We start from the raw sequence: 14,872 nt of genomic DNA on the forward strand, positions 1-14,872 counted from the left end.
GACGGGCCGTTGCCCAATAAGCACGGCCCGGAAATTTCGATGAAGAACAAGCTGTCCGACCTCAACGACCATCTGTTCGCTCAGATCGAACGGCTTGGTGACGAGGATTTGAGCGACGAGCAGATCGAACGCGAAGCGAAGCGCGCCGACGCCATCGTTTCCGTGGCTGATCAGATCATCAAGAATGCGGACCTACAGTTGAAGGCGGCGACGCTGCTGGCTGGCCATGGCTATCACTTCGCTCCGCACCTGGCGAACATCGCGCCGACTGCCGAGAGGAAGGCTTTGGCGCAGGGAGACGGCCAGTGAAGGGCCGCTGGATAGCCTATAGCCCAGATGAGATGGCATGGCTGGAAGCAAACCGCCTTATGGTCATCAGCGACTATCACCGGGCCTTCTGCGAGACGTTCGGGCGCGGTGATGTGTCGCTGTCGAACCTCCACTCGCTTCGGAAGCGTAAGGGATGGGCTACAGGCCGCACCGGGCATTTCGTCAAGGGCAAAGCGCCGCATAACAAAGGCAAGCCCTGCGAGCCGGGGAAGGGCGGTCGCCACCCCAACGCGCGCCGCACGCAGTTCAAGAAGGGCCAGACCCCGCACAACACCAACTATCTCGGCCATGAGCGGATATCGACCGATGGGTATATCGAGATAAGCGTGGACGAGCGCAACCCGCATACCGGATATGAGCGCCGCTATGTCCTAAAGCACAAATGGCTGTGGGAGCAGGCGAACGGGCCGGTGCCAGAAGGTCACGCGCTCAAGTGTCTGGACAGCAACCCGCTCAATACAGACCCGTCGAATTGGGAGCCAGTGCCGCGCGGTGTTCTCGCTCGCCTCAATGGCGGCCGGTTCCGCACGACGCTCGCCTATGACGAAGCATCCCCGGAATTGAAGCCGCTGGTGATGGCGTCAGCCAAGCTGAAGCACGCAGCGCAAACCGCTCGGAAAGGATCGCCAGCATGACGCCCGCGCCCCGCAGCACCGCCGCCCGCTACCGCCCCGCTTGGCGCGCGCCGGTCGGCGAAACCCGCACCGAAAAGAAGATCGGCGATTGCGAGGTCACGGCCAGCGGCTGTTTCCGGCGCACCGCCGATGGATGGAGCAAACTTTCGTGACCGATAGACCCATCCTGTTCAGCGCGCCGATGGTCCGCGCCTTGCTCGACGGGCGGAAGACGCAGACTCGGCGGATCATCAATGTTGAGAAATTCGCTGAAACGCTGGCGGCTTATGACCATTCGGGCGCGCTGAAGGAATATCTGCCGGGCAAGCTCGGCATGGAATATGTCCACCGCGAGCTGGGACTTTGGGACGCAGAGATCAATCCCAGAGGCCGTTCGGGTTGGTATGTCCCTATCCGCTTCGCTGTGGGCGATCGGCTATGGGTCAAGGAAACCCACGCTTGCGTTGGTGATGCCGACCGTTGGACGCTCTACCGCGCATCAGGGTATGAAGCTGAGTGCGACCGCCACGGCTTCGACAAGCCATATCCGGCCGAGAGCAAGATCAAGTGGAAGCCGTCGATCTTCATGCGGCGCGCTCTCTCCCGCCTAACGCTCACTGTTAACAACGTTCGGATTGAGCGCCTGAAGGATTGCAGCGATGCCGACGCCTTGGCTGAGGGCGTCGAAATGGAGAGCGCCGATCCGCCATTCTACTATGTGCCCGGCATTTGGCCGCATAGCCTAACGGCAGTCGGCGTCGAAGAGCCCGGCGGCCGCCACGCGACCCGCTCCTACGCGAAGCTCTGGAACCACATCAACGGCGTCGGCGCATGGGAGGCGAACCCTTGGGTGGTCGCCGTATCCTTCGACGTGCGGAAGGGGAATATCGATGGCTGACCTCGTCCATGTCGTCGCGGCGATCCTCGATCCCAATGCATGGGACGGGCAGGAGCGCCCCAACGAGCGCCTGCGGACCCAGATCAAACATCGCCAGACGTCATCGACGAAGCGCGCCCGCGCGGTTCTCGCGGCGGTCGCGGCGCACATTGCAGAACCTTTGGAGGCCGACCATGGCTGAAAACACGAAAATCGAATGGGCGCATCACACCTTCAATCCGTGGATTGGCTGCACGAAGGTCGGTCCGGGCTGTGACTTCTGCTATGCGGAGGATCTGAGCAAGGCCCGTCTGGGCGTCAAATGGGGGCCGGGCGAGCAACGCCGTCATACCGCCGCATCGACATGGAAGATGCCGCGCCGCTGGAATAACCGGGCGGCCAAGCTGGGTATTCGCTATCGCGTCTTCTGCGCGTCGCTCGCCGATGTGTTCGACAATGAGGTGCCGGCGGAATGGCGCGCCGATCTGTTCCAGATGATCCGCGAGACGCCGCATCTTGACTGGCTGCTGGTGACGAAGCGGATAGGCAATGCCGCGAAGATGGCGGACGCGGCGGACGGGTTCCCCGGCAACGTCTGGCTGGGTGCCACCATTGTAAACCAGATGGAGGCCGACCGGGACATTCCGAAGCTGTTGCAGACGGAGGGACCGCGCTTTCGCTTCCTCTCCATGGAGCCGCTGCTGGGCGCCGTGAACATTGAGCCGTGGCTGAACCCAGATGCATTTTGCCAAGGGTGCGACGACGGTGAAGGCTATGGCAATCGGTGCAGCAGCGACAAGATTCCTCGCAGCGAGCAGTGCCCTTGGAACCGAGCCGTGCAGATCGTCCGTGACCATGGACCCTACGCAGCCGATGGCGAGCCTGCCACCGTTACGTCGGAAGTGCGCACATTGGATTGGGTGATCGTCGGCGGCGAGAGCGGGCCGAACGCCCGGCCGATGCACCCGGATTGGACGCGCAGCTTGCGCGATCAGTGCATGTCGGCAGGCATCCCGATGCTGTTCAAGCAGTGGGGCGAATGGCGGGAATGGGATGACGGATCGGGCAACCCGGAGCCGGAAGAGGTCGAGAACGATTCGGAGACGGCAGACATGATCTATGCCTCCGCGATCCGCCCGGCCTTCATTACCGAGGACGGCAGCGTCTTCAACCGCGACGAGTTGCCCGAAGAGGTGCCTTGTCGCCTGATCGAGCGCGTCGGGAAGAAGGTCGCCGGGCGGCTACTCGATGGCTTCCAGTATGACGGGGTGCCAGCATGAGCCGCGCCGACCTCCCGATCATAGCCGAGTTCATCTCTTTGCTCGCCGAGCGCGCCGATCAATTCGCGGCAATGGCGGGCGTCGGCGGCATGGAAACTGCGGGCCACCTCATCTCATACCTGGATGAAAACCCGCGCGATCTAGAGCCATGGATGAACGGCGGCTTCATGGAGCTGCCGGACAACTGGATCGAGCGGGGGAGCCTCACGCATCACGCGATGAACGGCAAGATCGTTCCGCCCCGCACCGTTCGCCAGGCACGGGTCATCAAATCGTTGAAGGACAAAAGCGGGGAGGGCGGTTGATGGGCATGGTCTTCACGGAAATCCTCGCGAAAATCGACCGGGCCGCGGTGAACGGCCAGAAGCTTCACCTTGATATTGAACACGTCCGAGCGCTGGCCACGTCTCCGGTGTATGCGTCTATCGCCGAGATGAAGGCCAAGGAGTTTGCAGATCTATGGGAAAAGGAACCGGAGCAGGAGGCGACAAGCCGCCGCGCATCCAACTCGGGGAGTTCTGGCTTGAACCCCGCACCGAGCGAGGCGAGTGGGTCATTGCCTGGTACGATGCTGACGCTCGTACACGTCGCCGCCGAAAAACAGGCGTCAGCTACAGCGGAGAGGATCGCCCACCTCTCGAAGCGCAAGAGGCGCTAGCCGAGCATTTCGCCGCGCACTCGCGTCCCAGCGAGCCAGTGGCGATCAAGGACATGGCGGTCGCGACGCTGATCGATATCTGGCTGACCGACCACGTCGCCACGAAGACCGAGGCACCGATTCGCTACACGACGTCGGTGAAACATATCCTCCGCTTCTTCGAGCAGGAGCGGAAGCTGGGCCGGGTGGCGTCGTCCGTCATGGTGTCGGACGTGAACAAGAAGCTGGTCGATCGCTTCATCAAATTCCGCAAGGCCGAGGGTGTCGGCGGCTGGACGATCAATCGCGATCTCAAAGCCCTGCGCGGCGCGCTTAATCATGGCTGGAAGAATGAACTGATCGAATCGGCGCCGTTCGTCCATGACGTCGAGGCCCGCGACAAGGCGAAGCCCCGCGATCTGGTCTATACGCCGGAGCGCGTTGCTGCGCTGCTGGAGGCGGCGGCCAGCCGGGAGGATCGGAAACACCTCTTCCTTTATATCATGATCGCGCTCAGCACATGCGGCCGGTCGTGGGCAATCCTCGATCTCGAAAGCGCGCAGATCCGTGACGGGCGCATCCACTTCCTCGCCGACGATCGGGGCCAGACCAAGAAGCGCCGCTCGATCGTGCCGATCGCGCCGACGCTGGCGCCATGGCTCGAAGGCATCAAGGGCAAGGTGATCGTTTCGCGCAAGCCGAAGGCCGAACGCAATTGGGCCGACCCGGCTGTCCCGGAGTTTTTCGAATATCCCTGCTACGATCTGGGCGACTCATTCGAGAAGTGTCTGATCGAGGCGGGCATCTGCCGCGAGGTTTTCGACGACGAGGGCAATCAGGTTTTCCTGCCCGCACGCAAGAAGCTGCGCGAGACGGAACCGCGTCCAAAGCTCAAAGGGTTGGGGACGCCGAACACGCTGCGGCACACCGCCATTACCGAGATGCATCGCCGGGGCGTGCCCGAGGCGCAGATCGATGCGGCGGCCGGTCATGTCGGCGACGGTACCGGCAAGCGCAATTATCGGCACGTCAGACCCGACTATCTGGCCGAATTTATGGCAGGCGTGGAAGCCTATTGGGCCGAGATTTCACGATACACGGACGTTCACCTGCGGTCCCACGGCGGTCCCAAAATCGCCTCTCTCGCCACCGCTCGGGCCAAGGCCCGGACCAAAACAAAGGAATAACAATGCTTTGTAATGGCGCACCCAAGAGGATTCGAACCTCTGGCCTTTGCCTTCGGAGGGCAACGCTCTATCCAGCTGAGCTATGGGTGCGTGTCGCTGCTGCGAAGGGCCGCTTAGCAAAGCCCAATCGCTCGCGCCAGCACCAAAATCACCTCAGGCCAATCTTATTTCGCCATTTTCTGCATCGGCTGGAATTTTCCAAGGCCGCAACTGGCGCCGCGCTGCAATCCATTGGTCTGGTAGAGGACGGTGATGATGTCGACCGAACAGAGCTGCGACAGGCTGGTCTTGTACATGAACCGCTTTTCGAAGCCGAGGCTTGGGCAACTGTTGGGCAGTGTGTTCCGATAGACCTTGTTGCCATTCATGATGAAGTCGATGGTGCGGTCGTCGCGAACGTCTGTGGAGCGGATCGAGTTGATCTGGACGCAGTCGACGGCCTTGCCGACGGGAACGAGATTATCGGGCTTGTTCCTCGCCAGGGCAGGACCGGCCGTGCAGATCAACGCGAGCATCAGCGCAACGCGGCGTGATGGGCGAGAGAGGGGGGAGGTCATGCTATTCTCTCCTGTATCGATGAAAAGACGGCGCCACGACGCATTTTCCGTAGCTCCGTCCCCTTAGCACGGCCTCTCTGAACCGTGCGATAATGACGATCGATCTACGCCTTCGTTCCGGGCGCGGGCGTCTTTGGCCTGAAGCGGCACAGGTCGCTCACGATGCAGCGCCAGCATTCAGGCCTGCGCGCTTTGCAGACATAGCGGCCGTGCAGGATAAGCCAGTGATGCGCGTCGCGGCGGAAGGGGCCGGGGACGCGCTTTTCCAGTTTCAGTTCGACGGCCAGCGGCGTCTTGCCGGGGGCGAGGCCGGTGCGGTTGCCGACGCGGAATATATGGGTGTCCACCGCGAAAGTTTCCTGCCCGAAGGCGGTGTTGACGACGACATTGGCGGTTTTGCGCCCGACGCCCGGCAGGCTGGTTAGCACATCGCGATCCTGCGGAACGTTTCCGCCGAAATCGCGCACCAATATTTCCGACAAGGCAATGACATTCTTCGCCTTGGCATTGAACAGGCCAATGGTCTTGATGTGCTGCTTCAGGCCGTCTTCGCCCAGATCGACCATCTGCTGCGGCGTGTGGATGTCGCGGAACAGGGCGCGTGTGGCCTTGTTGACGCCGACGTCGGTGGCCTGCGCCGACAGCACGACCGCGACCAGCAGCTGATAGTCATTGCTATATTCCAGTTCCGTTCGGGGCGCCGGATTGGCTTCAGCAAGGCGGCTGAAAAAGTCGAAGATCTGACCCTTGTTCATGGCGTTTACAGGCCCAGAACGCCTTTCATGTCATATCGCCCGGCGGGTTGGCCGATCAGCCATTGGGCGCCCTTGACCGCTCCTCGGGCGAAGATGACACGGTTTTCCGCACGATGGCCAATCTCGATCCGTTCGCCCTCGGTTGCGAAGATCACCTGATGGTCACCCGCGACGGAACCGCCGCGCAGCGCGGCAAAACCGATGGCGCCCTTGCCCCGCGCGCCGGTGATGCCGTCGCGGCCGCGCTCGCTATGCCCGGCGAGCGCAATGCCCCGGCCGCGCGCCGCCGCTTCGCCCAGCAGCAGCGCTGTGCCGGAGGGCGCGTCCACCTTGTGACGGTGGTGCATTTCGACGATTTCAATGTCCCAATCATCGCCCAGACGCGCTGCCGCCTGTTCCACCAATGCGGCAAGCAGGTTGACGCCCAGCGAGGTGTTGCCGGTCTGGAGCACCGGAATATGCCTGGCCGCTTCGTCGATCAGGGCGTGATGCTCGGGTTCAAGGCCAGTGGTGCCGATCAGGATCGGCGTCTTCGCGGCGATGCAGGCGTCCAGATGCGCGGCCAGGGCCGCGGGGACCGAGAAATCGATCAGCACATCGCTCGTCTCTGCCAGCGCTTGTGGATCGGTGGAGATCGTCACGCCTGCGATCAGTTCCTTGCCGCCGTCGCGGTCAGTGCCGCCCGCGATGCCCAGCCCGGCTTCCCGCGCGACCTGCGCGATGGCGTGTCCCATGCGGCCCGCTGCCCCGAAAATGCCGATGCTGGTCATGTCTCTCAACCCTTAATTTGCCTGGCCTTGGCGGATGCCAGAGCAGGAGGGCTTTGTCATCCCTTGGCGAGCGGTTAGAGATGCCGGCATGGATGATATTCGCAACATCGTGATCCTGACCGGCGCGGGCATTTCCGCGGAGAGCGGCCTTGCGACCTTTCGCGGACCCGATGGCCTGTGGGAAGGACATCGGGTGGAGGATGTCTGCACGCCGGAGGCGCTCGCCCGTAAACCCGAATTGGTGCACCGCTTTTACGACGAGCGGCGCGCGAAGCTGGCCGAGGTGAAGCCCAACGCCGCACATGGGGCGCTGGCGGCGCTGGACGCGGCGTGGCCGGGCGAATTGTTGATCGTGACGCAAAATGTGGATGATCTGCATGAAAGGGCAGGGGCGAAACGGCTGATCCATATGCATGGCGAATTGCGATCGGCCCTTTGCGCCGCCTGCGGAAAGGCTGTCCCCTGGGTCGACGCCCTGCCGCCCGCGTCGCCTTGCGGGGGATGCGGCCAGCCGCATCTGCGGCCCGACATCGTCTTTTTTGGCGAAATGCCCTATGAGATGGATGTGATTGATGCAGCGCTGCGGCGCGCCGACCTGTTCGTGTCGGTGGGCACGTCCGGCGCGGTTTATCCGGCGGCGGGCTTCGTCCAGACGGCCCGCTATGCTGGGGCGCGGACGGTCGAGCTGAATCTGGAGCCTTCGGCGGGCAGCTTCTATTTCGAGGAAAGCCGCATGGGTCCGGCGAGCAGGCTGGTGCCGGAACTGGTCCGCGAGTTGCTGGGGTAGCCGTCTATTGGACGTATCGTTGTCCGCCGGCGTTGTCCGCCGGTTCGGGTTCGTCCTGATAGAGAAGCATCACCGATCCGTCCTGTCCGTCGACCACCCGGATCGGCAGGCTGAGCTGAAGGGCGGACAGAAATTCCCTGCTGTCGGTGATGCGGAAGCGGCCGCCGATGCGCAGCGAGGAAACCCGCGTGTCGCCGATCAGGATGGGCGCGGTCCGATAGCGGTTGAACTCGCTGGCAGCCTGCTCGATCGTCTCACCGTCCAGTTCCACCATCTGCTCGCGCCAGGCGGTGCGCTGGCCGATCAGTTTCGAACCAAGATGGGTAAGCGAAATGCTGCGGGGCTGGATCACGGCGCCGCTGCCTGCGTTGACCTGCTGCGCCGCTTTCGAGCCGGAATGAACCGTGACGGTGCCCTGCGTCACCGTCAGTTCGACCATCGAGGGTCGCAGGCGGACGTTGAAGGCGGTGCCCACGGCGCGGATCACGGCCCTCGACATCGAAGGGGCGGGAACGGTCATGGGCAACGTCGAAGGAGGCTTCGCCCTTCAATATGCGAACCTTGCGGCCATGATCGGTGAAGCGGACCTCAGCGGCGCTGTCGCTATTGAGGTGCAGGGTGGACCCGTCGTTCAGCGCTATGTCGCTGATCTGGCCGATCCCGGTTTCATAATGGTCCACTCCGCTGAACGTGCGGACGGTGACGATCGCGGCGACGATGAACAGCATCACCGCGACGGCGGCGGCGATCAGTATGTTGCGGGACAGGCGGCGCTGCTGTTCCTCGCTGACGATGGTTTCCATCGGCGGCAGATTGACTTCCGCGGCGGCGCTCTTCAGCCGTTCGGCCGCTTCCCATGCCGCTTCGGCGCGCGCGAATGCTACGGCGTGGCGGGGGTCGGATTCGACCCATTGGCAGATTTCAGCCTCGTCTTTCGGACTCGGGCCGCTGTTAAGCCTTGCCAGCAGGCGCGCGGCTTCCGCCTCGATCTTGTCCCTGCTTTCGTAGCCCGAATTTGGTCCCGACGCCTGCACGCTCGAAATCCGTTTCCTCACGTTCCGCCCAGGCCCGCATAACTATTGCGATCGCTTTGGCCAGATGTTTTTCAACTGTAGAAACGGACAGGGACATTTCCTCCGCTATTTCCAGCATCGATTTTTCGTGGATGCGGCGAAGAATAAAGACCCGGCGGCACTGCGTCGGCAGCGAATCGACGATCGCCTCGACCTGGCGCAATGCTTCGCGGGCGTGGAGTTGCGCCTCCACATTATTTTCACCCTGCAGCAGCTCAAGATCGGCAATTGTCTCGAAACTCACCACCTTGTTGCGGCGGGCCGTATCGATCACCAGATTGCGGGCGATAGTGAACAGATAGGCCCGGCCGGTGGTGACGTTTTGCCAATTTTCGGTGGCGTAGGCGCGGGCAAGAACCTCCGCGACCATGTCCTCCAGTTCCTGATTGGCAGGCAATATCCTCCGGAGGCGCCCGCGTAGAGCAGCTTCCTGCGGCAGGATCACTGTCTTGAACCATTCCAGCTTAGCGCGAACCCCGTGCACGTTGACCCCCTTAATGTCAGCCGCGCCTCTCCCGGATTTTCATATGTTTGTCATAGTTCAATCATGGATGCAGGGACCTGTCTAGCGCTACCAGCGTCATAATTTTCCGTTTCTGTGGAAAACCTGTCTGTTGCGGTCAAATTGCGTCGACGGGACGTGCTAAACAGGCGGCAGTTCGGGCGGAGCGCTATCGGGCTGGTCATAGTCGGGATTTTGCGGCACGATTTCCGGAGGTTCTCCGGCAGGGGTCTCGTCCGGCGTAGCGGGGGCGGGAGTTTCAGGCGGCGATTGCGGCTCGATGATATCGGGTGGCGGAACGCCATCGGGTTGAGTGGCCATGATTGTGTCTCCTTGACAAGAAGCCTACGCTTGGACGGTCGCAGAGGTTCCCCACGAACTTATCCCCAGCTTATCCACAGCCTTGAGCGCTGGGCCTTGCTTCGGAAGACTCTTTTCTCTATGCCGCGCCGACCGGCGACCGATGCGGGCGTGGCGAAATTGGTAGACGCGCCAGATTTAGGTTCTGGTATCGCAAGATGTGGGGGTTCGAGTCCCTTCGCCCGCACCAGTGCGCCAGGACGTGGAGCAGCGCAGGCGCCAACGAAATTCAGCTGAAGAAAGCGTTTGAGAGAAGAGATGCAGACTGTCGAGACGTTGAACGAGGGCCTGAAGCGCGCCTACACCGTGACCATCACGTCGAAGGACATCGACGCCCGCGTGGAAAAGGAAGTGGCCGCGATCGCGCCGCAGGTCCGCATGCCCGGCTTCCGCCCCGGCAAGGTGCCCGCCAACCTCGTCAAGAAGATGCACGGCGAATCATTGCAGCGCGACGCGCTCAACAATTCGATCCAGGAAGGCATCCAGAAGCTGATCGCCGACAACAAGCTGCGTCCGGCGATGCAGCCGTCCGTCGAGCTGGATGAGGGTTTCGAATTCGGCAAGGACGCCGAGGTCAAGGTCGCTCTGGAAGTGCTGCCCGAAATCGCGGCGCCGAGCATCGAGGGCCTCAAGCTGGAGCGGCTGACCGCTGAAGTCGCTGACGCGCAGGTCGAAGAAGCCGCCGGCCGCATCGCGACCCAGCAGGGAGCTCTCGAAGAGCATGCCGCGAGCCACAAGGCGAAGGATGGCGACACGCTGACCATCGATTTCGTCGGCAAGATCGACGGCGAGGCCTTTGAAGGCGGTTCGGCCGAAGATGTGAAGCTGAAGATCGGCTCGGGCCAGTTCATCCCCGGCTTCGAAGAGCAGCTGACCGGCGTCAAGAAGGGCGACGAGAAGGTCATCACCGTGACCTTCCCCGAAGATTATGGCGCGGCGCACCTTGCGGGCAAGGAGGCGACCTTCGACATCACCGTCAAGGCGATCCTGAATGCCGACAAGCCCAAGCTGGACGATGATTTCGCCAAGTCGCTGGGTCTGGAAGGTCTGGACAAGCTCAAGGAGCTGCTGAAGGGCCAGATCGAGCAGGAACATAACGGCCTGACCCGCACCTATATGAAGCGCAAGCTGCTCGATCAGCTTGCCGCTGCCCATGATTTCGAGGTCCCGCCGAGCATGGTGGAAGCCGAATTCAACCAGATCTGGGCGCAGCTTCAGCATGAAGCCAGTCATGAGGAAGATCCGGAAGCGGCCCTCAAGGAAATGGAAGCCGAGAAGGAAGACTATCGCGGCATCGCCGTGCGTCGCGTCCGCCTTGGCCTGCTGCTTTCGGAGATCGGCCAGGCCAATGGCGTGGTCGTCAACGATCAGGAAATGAACCGACTGATCATGCAGGCTGCCCAGCAGTACAGCCCGCAGGACCGCGAACGCTTCGTGCAGTATGTGCGTCAGGACCCGATGGCCGCCGCGCAGCTTCGCGCGCCGCTCTATGAGGACAAGGTCGTCGACTTCCTGTTCGAAAAGGCTGAAGTCACCGACCGCACCGTCAGCCGTGAAGAGCTGGAAGCCGCGATCGAAGCAGAAGATGGCGATCTGAAGCCCCACGTCCATGGTCCGGGCTGTGGTCATGACCATCATGACGAAAAGCCCAAGGCCAAGAAGGCAGCGCCGAAGAAGAAGGCTGAAGCTGAAGAAGCTGCTCCGGCTGCCGAGGCCGCTGAGGAGGCTCCGGCCAAGAAGGCGCCCGCCAAGAAAGCTGCCGCCAAGAAGGACGAGGCAGTAAAGGACGAGGCTGGCGCTGAGGAAGCCGCTGCCGAGGAAAAGCCCAAGGCCAAGAAGGCGCCTGCCAAAAAGGCTGCCGCCAAGGCTGAATAAGGCCTTATCGGTCTGACTGGATGAGCGCCCGGCTTCGTCAGGAAGCCCGGGCGCTTTTCATTTCTGCCGCGGCATGGCAGACGAAATGTTAATCAAGCCCGTTCATGTCGGCAGGGGGCAGGGCGAAACAAGGTTTGGGCGTCAATGAAGGAATTTCCGGCAGTGGAAAGCGGGGAGGGCGTCGCCACGCCGCGGGTTGCGGTCATCCTGCCCTGCTACAACGAAGCGGGGGCGATCGTGCAGACGGTCGAGGACTTCCGCCGCGCCCTGCCGCATGCCGAAATCTATGTTTTCGACAATAACAGCAGCGATGGCAGCCGCGAACTGGCCGCCGGGGCAGGGGCCATGGTCCGCCGCGTCAGCCAGCAGGGCAAGGGCCATGTGGTGCGCCGCATGTTCGCGGATGTGGACGCGGACATTTATATCATGGCCGATGGCGACGCCACCTATGAAGCCGCTGCCGCCCCGAAAATGGTCGCGGCGATGCTGGAGGATAATCTCGACATGGTCGTCGGCGCGCGCCGGAGCGAGATCGAGGAAGCCTATCGCAAGGGCCATCGCTTCGGCAATTGGGCGCTGACAAGCCTCCTGAAGCAGCTTTTCGGGCGCAGCTTTACCGACATTCTCTCAGGCTATCGCGTGTTTTCGCGCCGTTTCGTCAAGAGCTTTCCCGTCCTGTCCGCCGGTTTCGAGATCGAAACGGAAATCAGCGTCCATGCGCTGGAACTGTCGATGCCGGTAGCCGAGGTCGTTACCGCCTATGGCGCGCGGCCGGAGGGGTCGGTAAGCAAGCTGAGCACCTATCGTGACGGCTGGCGCATCCTGCGCACGATCATCACCCTTTACCGCATCGAGCGGCCGATCCTGTTCTTCGGAATCATCGCGGCGATCCTCGCGGCTGCGGGACTGATTCTGGCGGCGCCGCTGATCCTCACCTATATGAAGACCGGGCTGGTGCCGCGCTTCCCGACCGCGATCCTGGTGACCGGCCTCATGATTCTGGCGACGCTGTCGGGCATGTGCGGCCTGATCCTGGATACCGTGGTCCGGGGACGAAGGGAGGTAAGGCGGCTGGCCTATCTGGCATTCCGCGCACCTTCCGATTTCGCGCGGCGGGACTGACGAAATCGCCGCCCAGTTCAAACCCAGCACGCGACCCCTTGAACAGTCTGCCTTTTGTGCCGATGTAGAGGGCGGGCAAAAGCAACACACCCTGAAAGAGCAAAATGACCGATATCATGTCCGATCCCATGGCCGCTCTGGTCCCCATCGTTATCGAACAGTCCAACCGGGGCGAGCGCAGCTTCGACATTTATTCGCGCCTGCTGCGGGAGCGGATCATCTTCGTGACCGGTCAGGTCGAGGATCATATGGCCTCGCTGATCGTAGCACAGCTGCTGTTCCTTGAGTCGGAAAATCCGAAGAAGGACATCTGGATGTACATCAACTCGCCCGGCGGCGTGGTGACGTCCGGCATGGCGATCCACGACACGATGAAATATATCCGTCCACAGGTCGGCACCGTCTGCATCGGGCAGGCCGCCTCGATGGGCAGCTTCCTGCTCGCCGCCGGTGAGCCGGGCAAGCGCATCGCGCTTTCCAACGCCCGCATCATGGTTCACCAGCCCTCGGGCGGCGCGCAGGGCATGGCGTCCGACATCGAGATCCAGGCCAAGGAAATCCTGCGCATTCGCAGCCGCCTGAACAATCTTTACGTTCAGTATACCGGCCGCTCGCTGGAGGAAGTGGAACGGGCGATGGACCGCGACACCTTCCTGGAAGCGGAGGAAGCCAAGGCGTTCGGTCTGGTCGATGAAGTGTTCGACCGTCGTCCGGTCGTGGCGGAAAGCAGCGAGGGCTAAAACCCATGTTTGCCGCGACGCGTCTTTTTCTCCCCTTGTGAAACTGGCGCGTCGCGGTCTAGGATGAACCTAGGACCACCATATCCCTCACCGCGGGCGACCGTTCGTCTGAAAGAGGGAAGAGAGAATGGCGAATGACTAAGCTTACGGGCTCCGATTCAAAAAGCACGCTTTACTGCTCCTTCTGCGGCAAGTCGCAGCATGAGGTGCGTAAGCTGATCGCGGGGCCGACCGTGTTCATCTGCGACGAGTGCGTGGAACTGTGCAACGACATCATCCGCGAGGAGACCAAGGGCGGTCTTGTCGGCAAGAAGGATGGCGGCGTGCCGACCCCGCAGGAAATCTGCGATGTGCTGGACGATTACGTGATCGGCCAGAACCGGGCGAAGCGCGTCCTGTCGGTCGCCGTCCACAATCATTACAAGCGCCTCAACCACGGCACCAAGCCGGGCGAGGTGGAACTGGCCAAGTCGAACATCCTGCTGGTCGGCCCGACCGGCTGCGGCAAGACGCTGCTGGCGCAGACGCTGGCAAAGACCTTCGACGTGCCCTTCACCATGGCCGACGCGACCACGCTGACCGAAGCGGGCTATGTCGGTGAGGATGTCGAGAATATCATTCTCAAGCTGCTTCAGGCCTCTGACTATAATGTCGAGAAGGCGCAGCGCGGCATCGTTTATATCGACGAAATTGACAAGATCAGCCGCAAGGCGGAAAATCCTTCGATAACCCGCGACGTGTCGGGCGAGGGTGTGCAGCAGGCCTTGCTGAAGCTCATGGAAGGCACGACGGCATCGGTTCCGCCGCAGGGGGGGCGCAAGCACCCGCAGCAGGAATTTCTCCAGGTCGATACGACCAACATCCTGTTCATCTGCGGTGGTGCGTTCGCGGGTCTGGAAAAGATCATCGGCGACCGTCTGGAAGCCAAGTCGATCGGCTTCGGTGCTCATGTCGCAGCGCCCGAAGAGCGCAAGACTGGCGAATTGTTGCGCCAGAGCGAGCCGGAAGATCTGCTGAAATTCGGTCTTATCCCCGAGTTTGTTGGTCGTTTGCCGGTGATCGCGACGCTGGAAGATCTGGATGTGACCGCGCTGGTCAAGATTCTCGTCGAACCGAAGAACGCGCTGGTCAAGCAGTATCAGAAGCTGTTTGACATGGAGAATGTCGAACTCAGCTTTACCGATGACGCACTGACGGCGATCGCCAGGAAGGCCATTGAGCGCAAGACCGGCGCGCGCGGCCTGCGGTCGATCCTCGAAGGGATTCTGCTCGACACCATGTTCGATCTGCCGTCGATGGAAGGTGTCGGAGAAGTGGTGGTCGACAAGGATGTCGTCGCCGGCAGCGTTGAGCTCGCCTCGGCTTAGCCAGTAGGGGTTCCGCGTGCTAACGCGATGTGCGTTTGG

At 61.9% G+C, this 14,872-nt stretch carries 19 protein-coding genes, 2 tRNA genes and 1 pseudogene; 15 read left to right on the top strand and 7 right to left on the bottom strand.

Features of this window, described 5'->3' with window-relative positions; translation table 11 throughout:
• The first annotated feature begins 39 nt into the window (after positions 1 to 39).
• Genes ACFC3J_RS02745 through ACFC3J_RS02785 form a run of 9 tightly spaced genes read left to right on the top strand, consistent with a single transcriptional unit; the run spans position 40 to position 4,925 of the window.
• Positions 40 to 309, top strand: coding sequence for a hypothetical protein (locus ACFC3J_RS02745; RefSeq protein WP_375194686.1), 270 nt, complete (start codon positions 40 to 42; stop codon positions 307 to 309).
• Positions 306 to 965, top strand: a complete 660-nt coding sequence (locus ACFC3J_RS02750; RefSeq protein WP_375194687.1) for an HNH endonuclease — start codon at positions 306 to 308, stop codon at positions 963 to 965. Before ACFC3J_RS02745 ends, ACFC3J_RS02750 begins: the two co-directional genes overlap by 4 nt.
• Positions 962 to 1,117 carry a hypothetical protein gene (locus ACFC3J_RS02755; RefSeq protein ID WP_375194688.1) on the top strand — a complete coding sequence of 52 codons (156 nt, stop codon included), beginning with the start codon at positions 962 to 964 and terminating at the stop codon, positions 1,115 to 1,117. Before ACFC3J_RS02750 ends, ACFC3J_RS02755 begins: the two co-directional genes overlap by 4 nt.
• Entirely contained in the window at positions 1,114 to 1,842 is a 729-nt protein-coding gene (locus tag ACFC3J_RS02760; RefSeq protein WP_375194689.1) for a hypothetical protein, read from the top strand. Before ACFC3J_RS02755 ends, ACFC3J_RS02760 begins: the two co-directional genes overlap by 4 nt.
• A complete protein-coding gene (locus tag ACFC3J_RS02765) occupies positions 1,835 to 2,023 on the top strand; it encodes a hypothetical protein (RefSeq protein WP_375194690.1) in 189 nt (62 codons plus the stop codon). Before ACFC3J_RS02760 ends, ACFC3J_RS02765 begins: the two co-directional genes overlap by 8 nt.
• Entirely contained in the window at positions 2,016 to 3,101 is a 1,086-nt protein-coding gene (locus ACFC3J_RS02770) for a phage Gp37/Gp68 family protein (RefSeq protein WP_375194691.1), read from the top strand. Before ACFC3J_RS02765 ends, ACFC3J_RS02770 begins: the two co-directional genes overlap by 8 nt.
• A complete protein-coding gene (locus ACFC3J_RS02775; protein WP_375194692.1) occupies positions 3,098 to 3,406 on the top strand; it encodes a hypothetical protein in 309 nt (102 codons plus the stop codon). The genes ACFC3J_RS02770 and ACFC3J_RS02775 overlap by 4 nt, the downstream gene beginning before the upstream one ends.
• Positions 3,406 to 3,759 (top strand): hypothetical protein, encoded by a 354-nt coding sequence (locus ACFC3J_RS02780; RefSeq protein ID WP_375194693.1) that lies wholly within the window; start codon positions 3,406 to 3,408, stop codon positions 3,757 to 3,759. Before ACFC3J_RS02775 ends, ACFC3J_RS02780 begins: the two co-directional genes overlap by 1 nt.
• Positions 3,760 to 3,797: 38 nt before the next feature.
• Entirely contained in the window at positions 3,798 to 4,925 is a 1,128-nt protein-coding gene (locus tag ACFC3J_RS02785; RefSeq protein ID WP_375194694.1) for a tyrosine-type recombinase/integrase, read from the top strand.
• A 13-nt stretch (positions 4,926 to 4,938) separates the two neighbouring features.
• On the opposite strand, the gene ACFC3J_RS02790 is transcribed toward ACFC3J_RS02785, so the two are convergent.
• From ACFC3J_RS02790 to dapB, 4 genes are all read right to left on the bottom strand, one after another.
• A tRNA-Arg gene (locus tag ACFC3J_RS02790) sits at positions 4,939 to 5,015 on the bottom strand.
• 74 nt (positions 5,016 to 5,089) lie between these two features.
• Positions 5,090 to 5,482, bottom strand: coding sequence for a hypothetical protein (locus tag ACFC3J_RS02795; RefSeq protein ID WP_375194695.1), 393 nt, complete (start codon positions 5,480 to 5,482; stop codon positions 5,090 to 5,092).
• Positions 5,483 to 5,586: 104 nt separating this feature from the next.
• On the bottom strand, positions 5,587 to 6,237 hold the full coding sequence (gene nth / locus ACFC3J_RS02800) for an endonuclease III (protein WP_375194696.1): 651 nt from the start codon (positions 6,235 to 6,237) through the stop codon (positions 5,587 to 5,589).
• 5 nt (positions 6,238 to 6,242) lie between these two features.
• Entirely contained in the window at positions 6,243 to 7,007 is a 765-nt protein-coding gene (gene dapB, locus ACFC3J_RS02805; RefSeq protein ID WP_375194697.1) for a 4-hydroxy-tetrahydrodipicolinate reductase, read from the bottom strand.
• 88 nt (positions 7,008 to 7,095) lie between these two features.
• Here dapB and ACFC3J_RS02810 point away from each other — a divergent pair, with 88 nt between their 5' ends.
• The gene (locus tag ACFC3J_RS02810; protein WP_375194698.1) at positions 7,096 to 7,794 is read left to right on the top strand and encodes an NAD-dependent deacylase; all 699 of its coding nucleotides are present in this window, start codon (positions 7,096 to 7,098) and stop codon (positions 7,792 to 7,794) included.
• Between the two features lie 4 nt (positions 7,795 to 7,798).
• Here ACFC3J_RS02810 and ACFC3J_RS02815 read toward each other — a convergent pair.
• The 3 genes and pseudogenes from ACFC3J_RS02815 to ACFC3J_RS02825 form a co-directional block, all read right to left on the bottom strand.
• Positions 7,799 to 8,828: pseudogene (locus tag ACFC3J_RS02815) on the bottom strand (FecR family protein).
• Complete coding sequence (locus ACFC3J_RS02820) at positions 8,746 to 9,351, bottom strand: RNA polymerase sigma factor (protein WP_375194699.1); 606 nt, start codon at positions 9,349 to 9,351, stop codon at positions 8,746 to 8,748. The pseudogene ACFC3J_RS02815 and the gene ACFC3J_RS02820 overlap by 83 nt, the downstream one beginning before the upstream one ends.
• Before the next feature lie 159 nt (positions 9,352 to 9,510).
• Positions 9,511 to 9,690, bottom strand: coding sequence for a hypothetical protein (locus ACFC3J_RS02825; RefSeq protein ID WP_375194700.1), 180 nt, complete (start codon positions 9,688 to 9,690; stop codon positions 9,511 to 9,513).
• A gap of 144 nt (positions 9,691 to 9,834) precedes the next feature.
• Between ACFC3J_RS02825 and ACFC3J_RS02830 the strand changes: the two genes are divergently transcribed.
• The 5 genes from ACFC3J_RS02830 to clpX all read left to right on the top strand — a co-directional run bounded on the left by ACFC3J_RS02830 (position 9,835) and on the right by clpX (position 14,833).
• Positions 9,835 to 9,919 (top strand) — tRNA-Leu (locus ACFC3J_RS02830).
• A 68-nt stretch (positions 9,920 to 9,987) separates the two neighbouring features.
• Positions 9,988 to 11,604, top strand: a complete 1,617-nt coding sequence (tig, locus tag ACFC3J_RS02835) for a trigger factor (protein ID WP_375194701.1) — start codon at positions 9,988 to 9,990, stop codon at positions 11,602 to 11,604.
• A 144-nt stretch (positions 11,605 to 11,748) separates the two neighbouring features.
• A complete protein-coding gene (locus ACFC3J_RS02840; RefSeq protein WP_375194702.1) occupies positions 11,749 to 12,726 on the top strand; it encodes a glycosyltransferase family 2 protein in 978 nt (325 codons plus the stop codon).
• A gap of 104 nt (positions 12,727 to 12,830) precedes the next feature.
• On the top strand, positions 12,831 to 13,466 hold the full coding sequence (gene clpP, locus ACFC3J_RS02845; protein WP_192668550.1) for an ATP-dependent Clp endopeptidase proteolytic subunit ClpP: 636 nt from the start codon (positions 12,831 to 12,833) through the stop codon (positions 13,464 to 13,466).
• Positions 13,467 to 13,600: 134 nt separating this feature from the next.
• A complete protein-coding gene (gene clpX, locus ACFC3J_RS02850) occupies positions 13,601 to 14,833 on the top strand; it encodes an ATP-dependent Clp protease ATP-binding subunit ClpX (RefSeq protein WP_375194703.1) in 1,233 nt (410 codons plus the stop codon).
• The last annotated feature ends 39 nt before the right edge of the window (positions 14,834 to 14,872 follow it).

The organism is Sphingobium sp. (assembly GCF_041987595.1).
Lineage (GTDB): Bacteria > Pseudomonadota > Alphaproteobacteria > Sphingomonadales > Sphingomonadaceae > Sphingobium.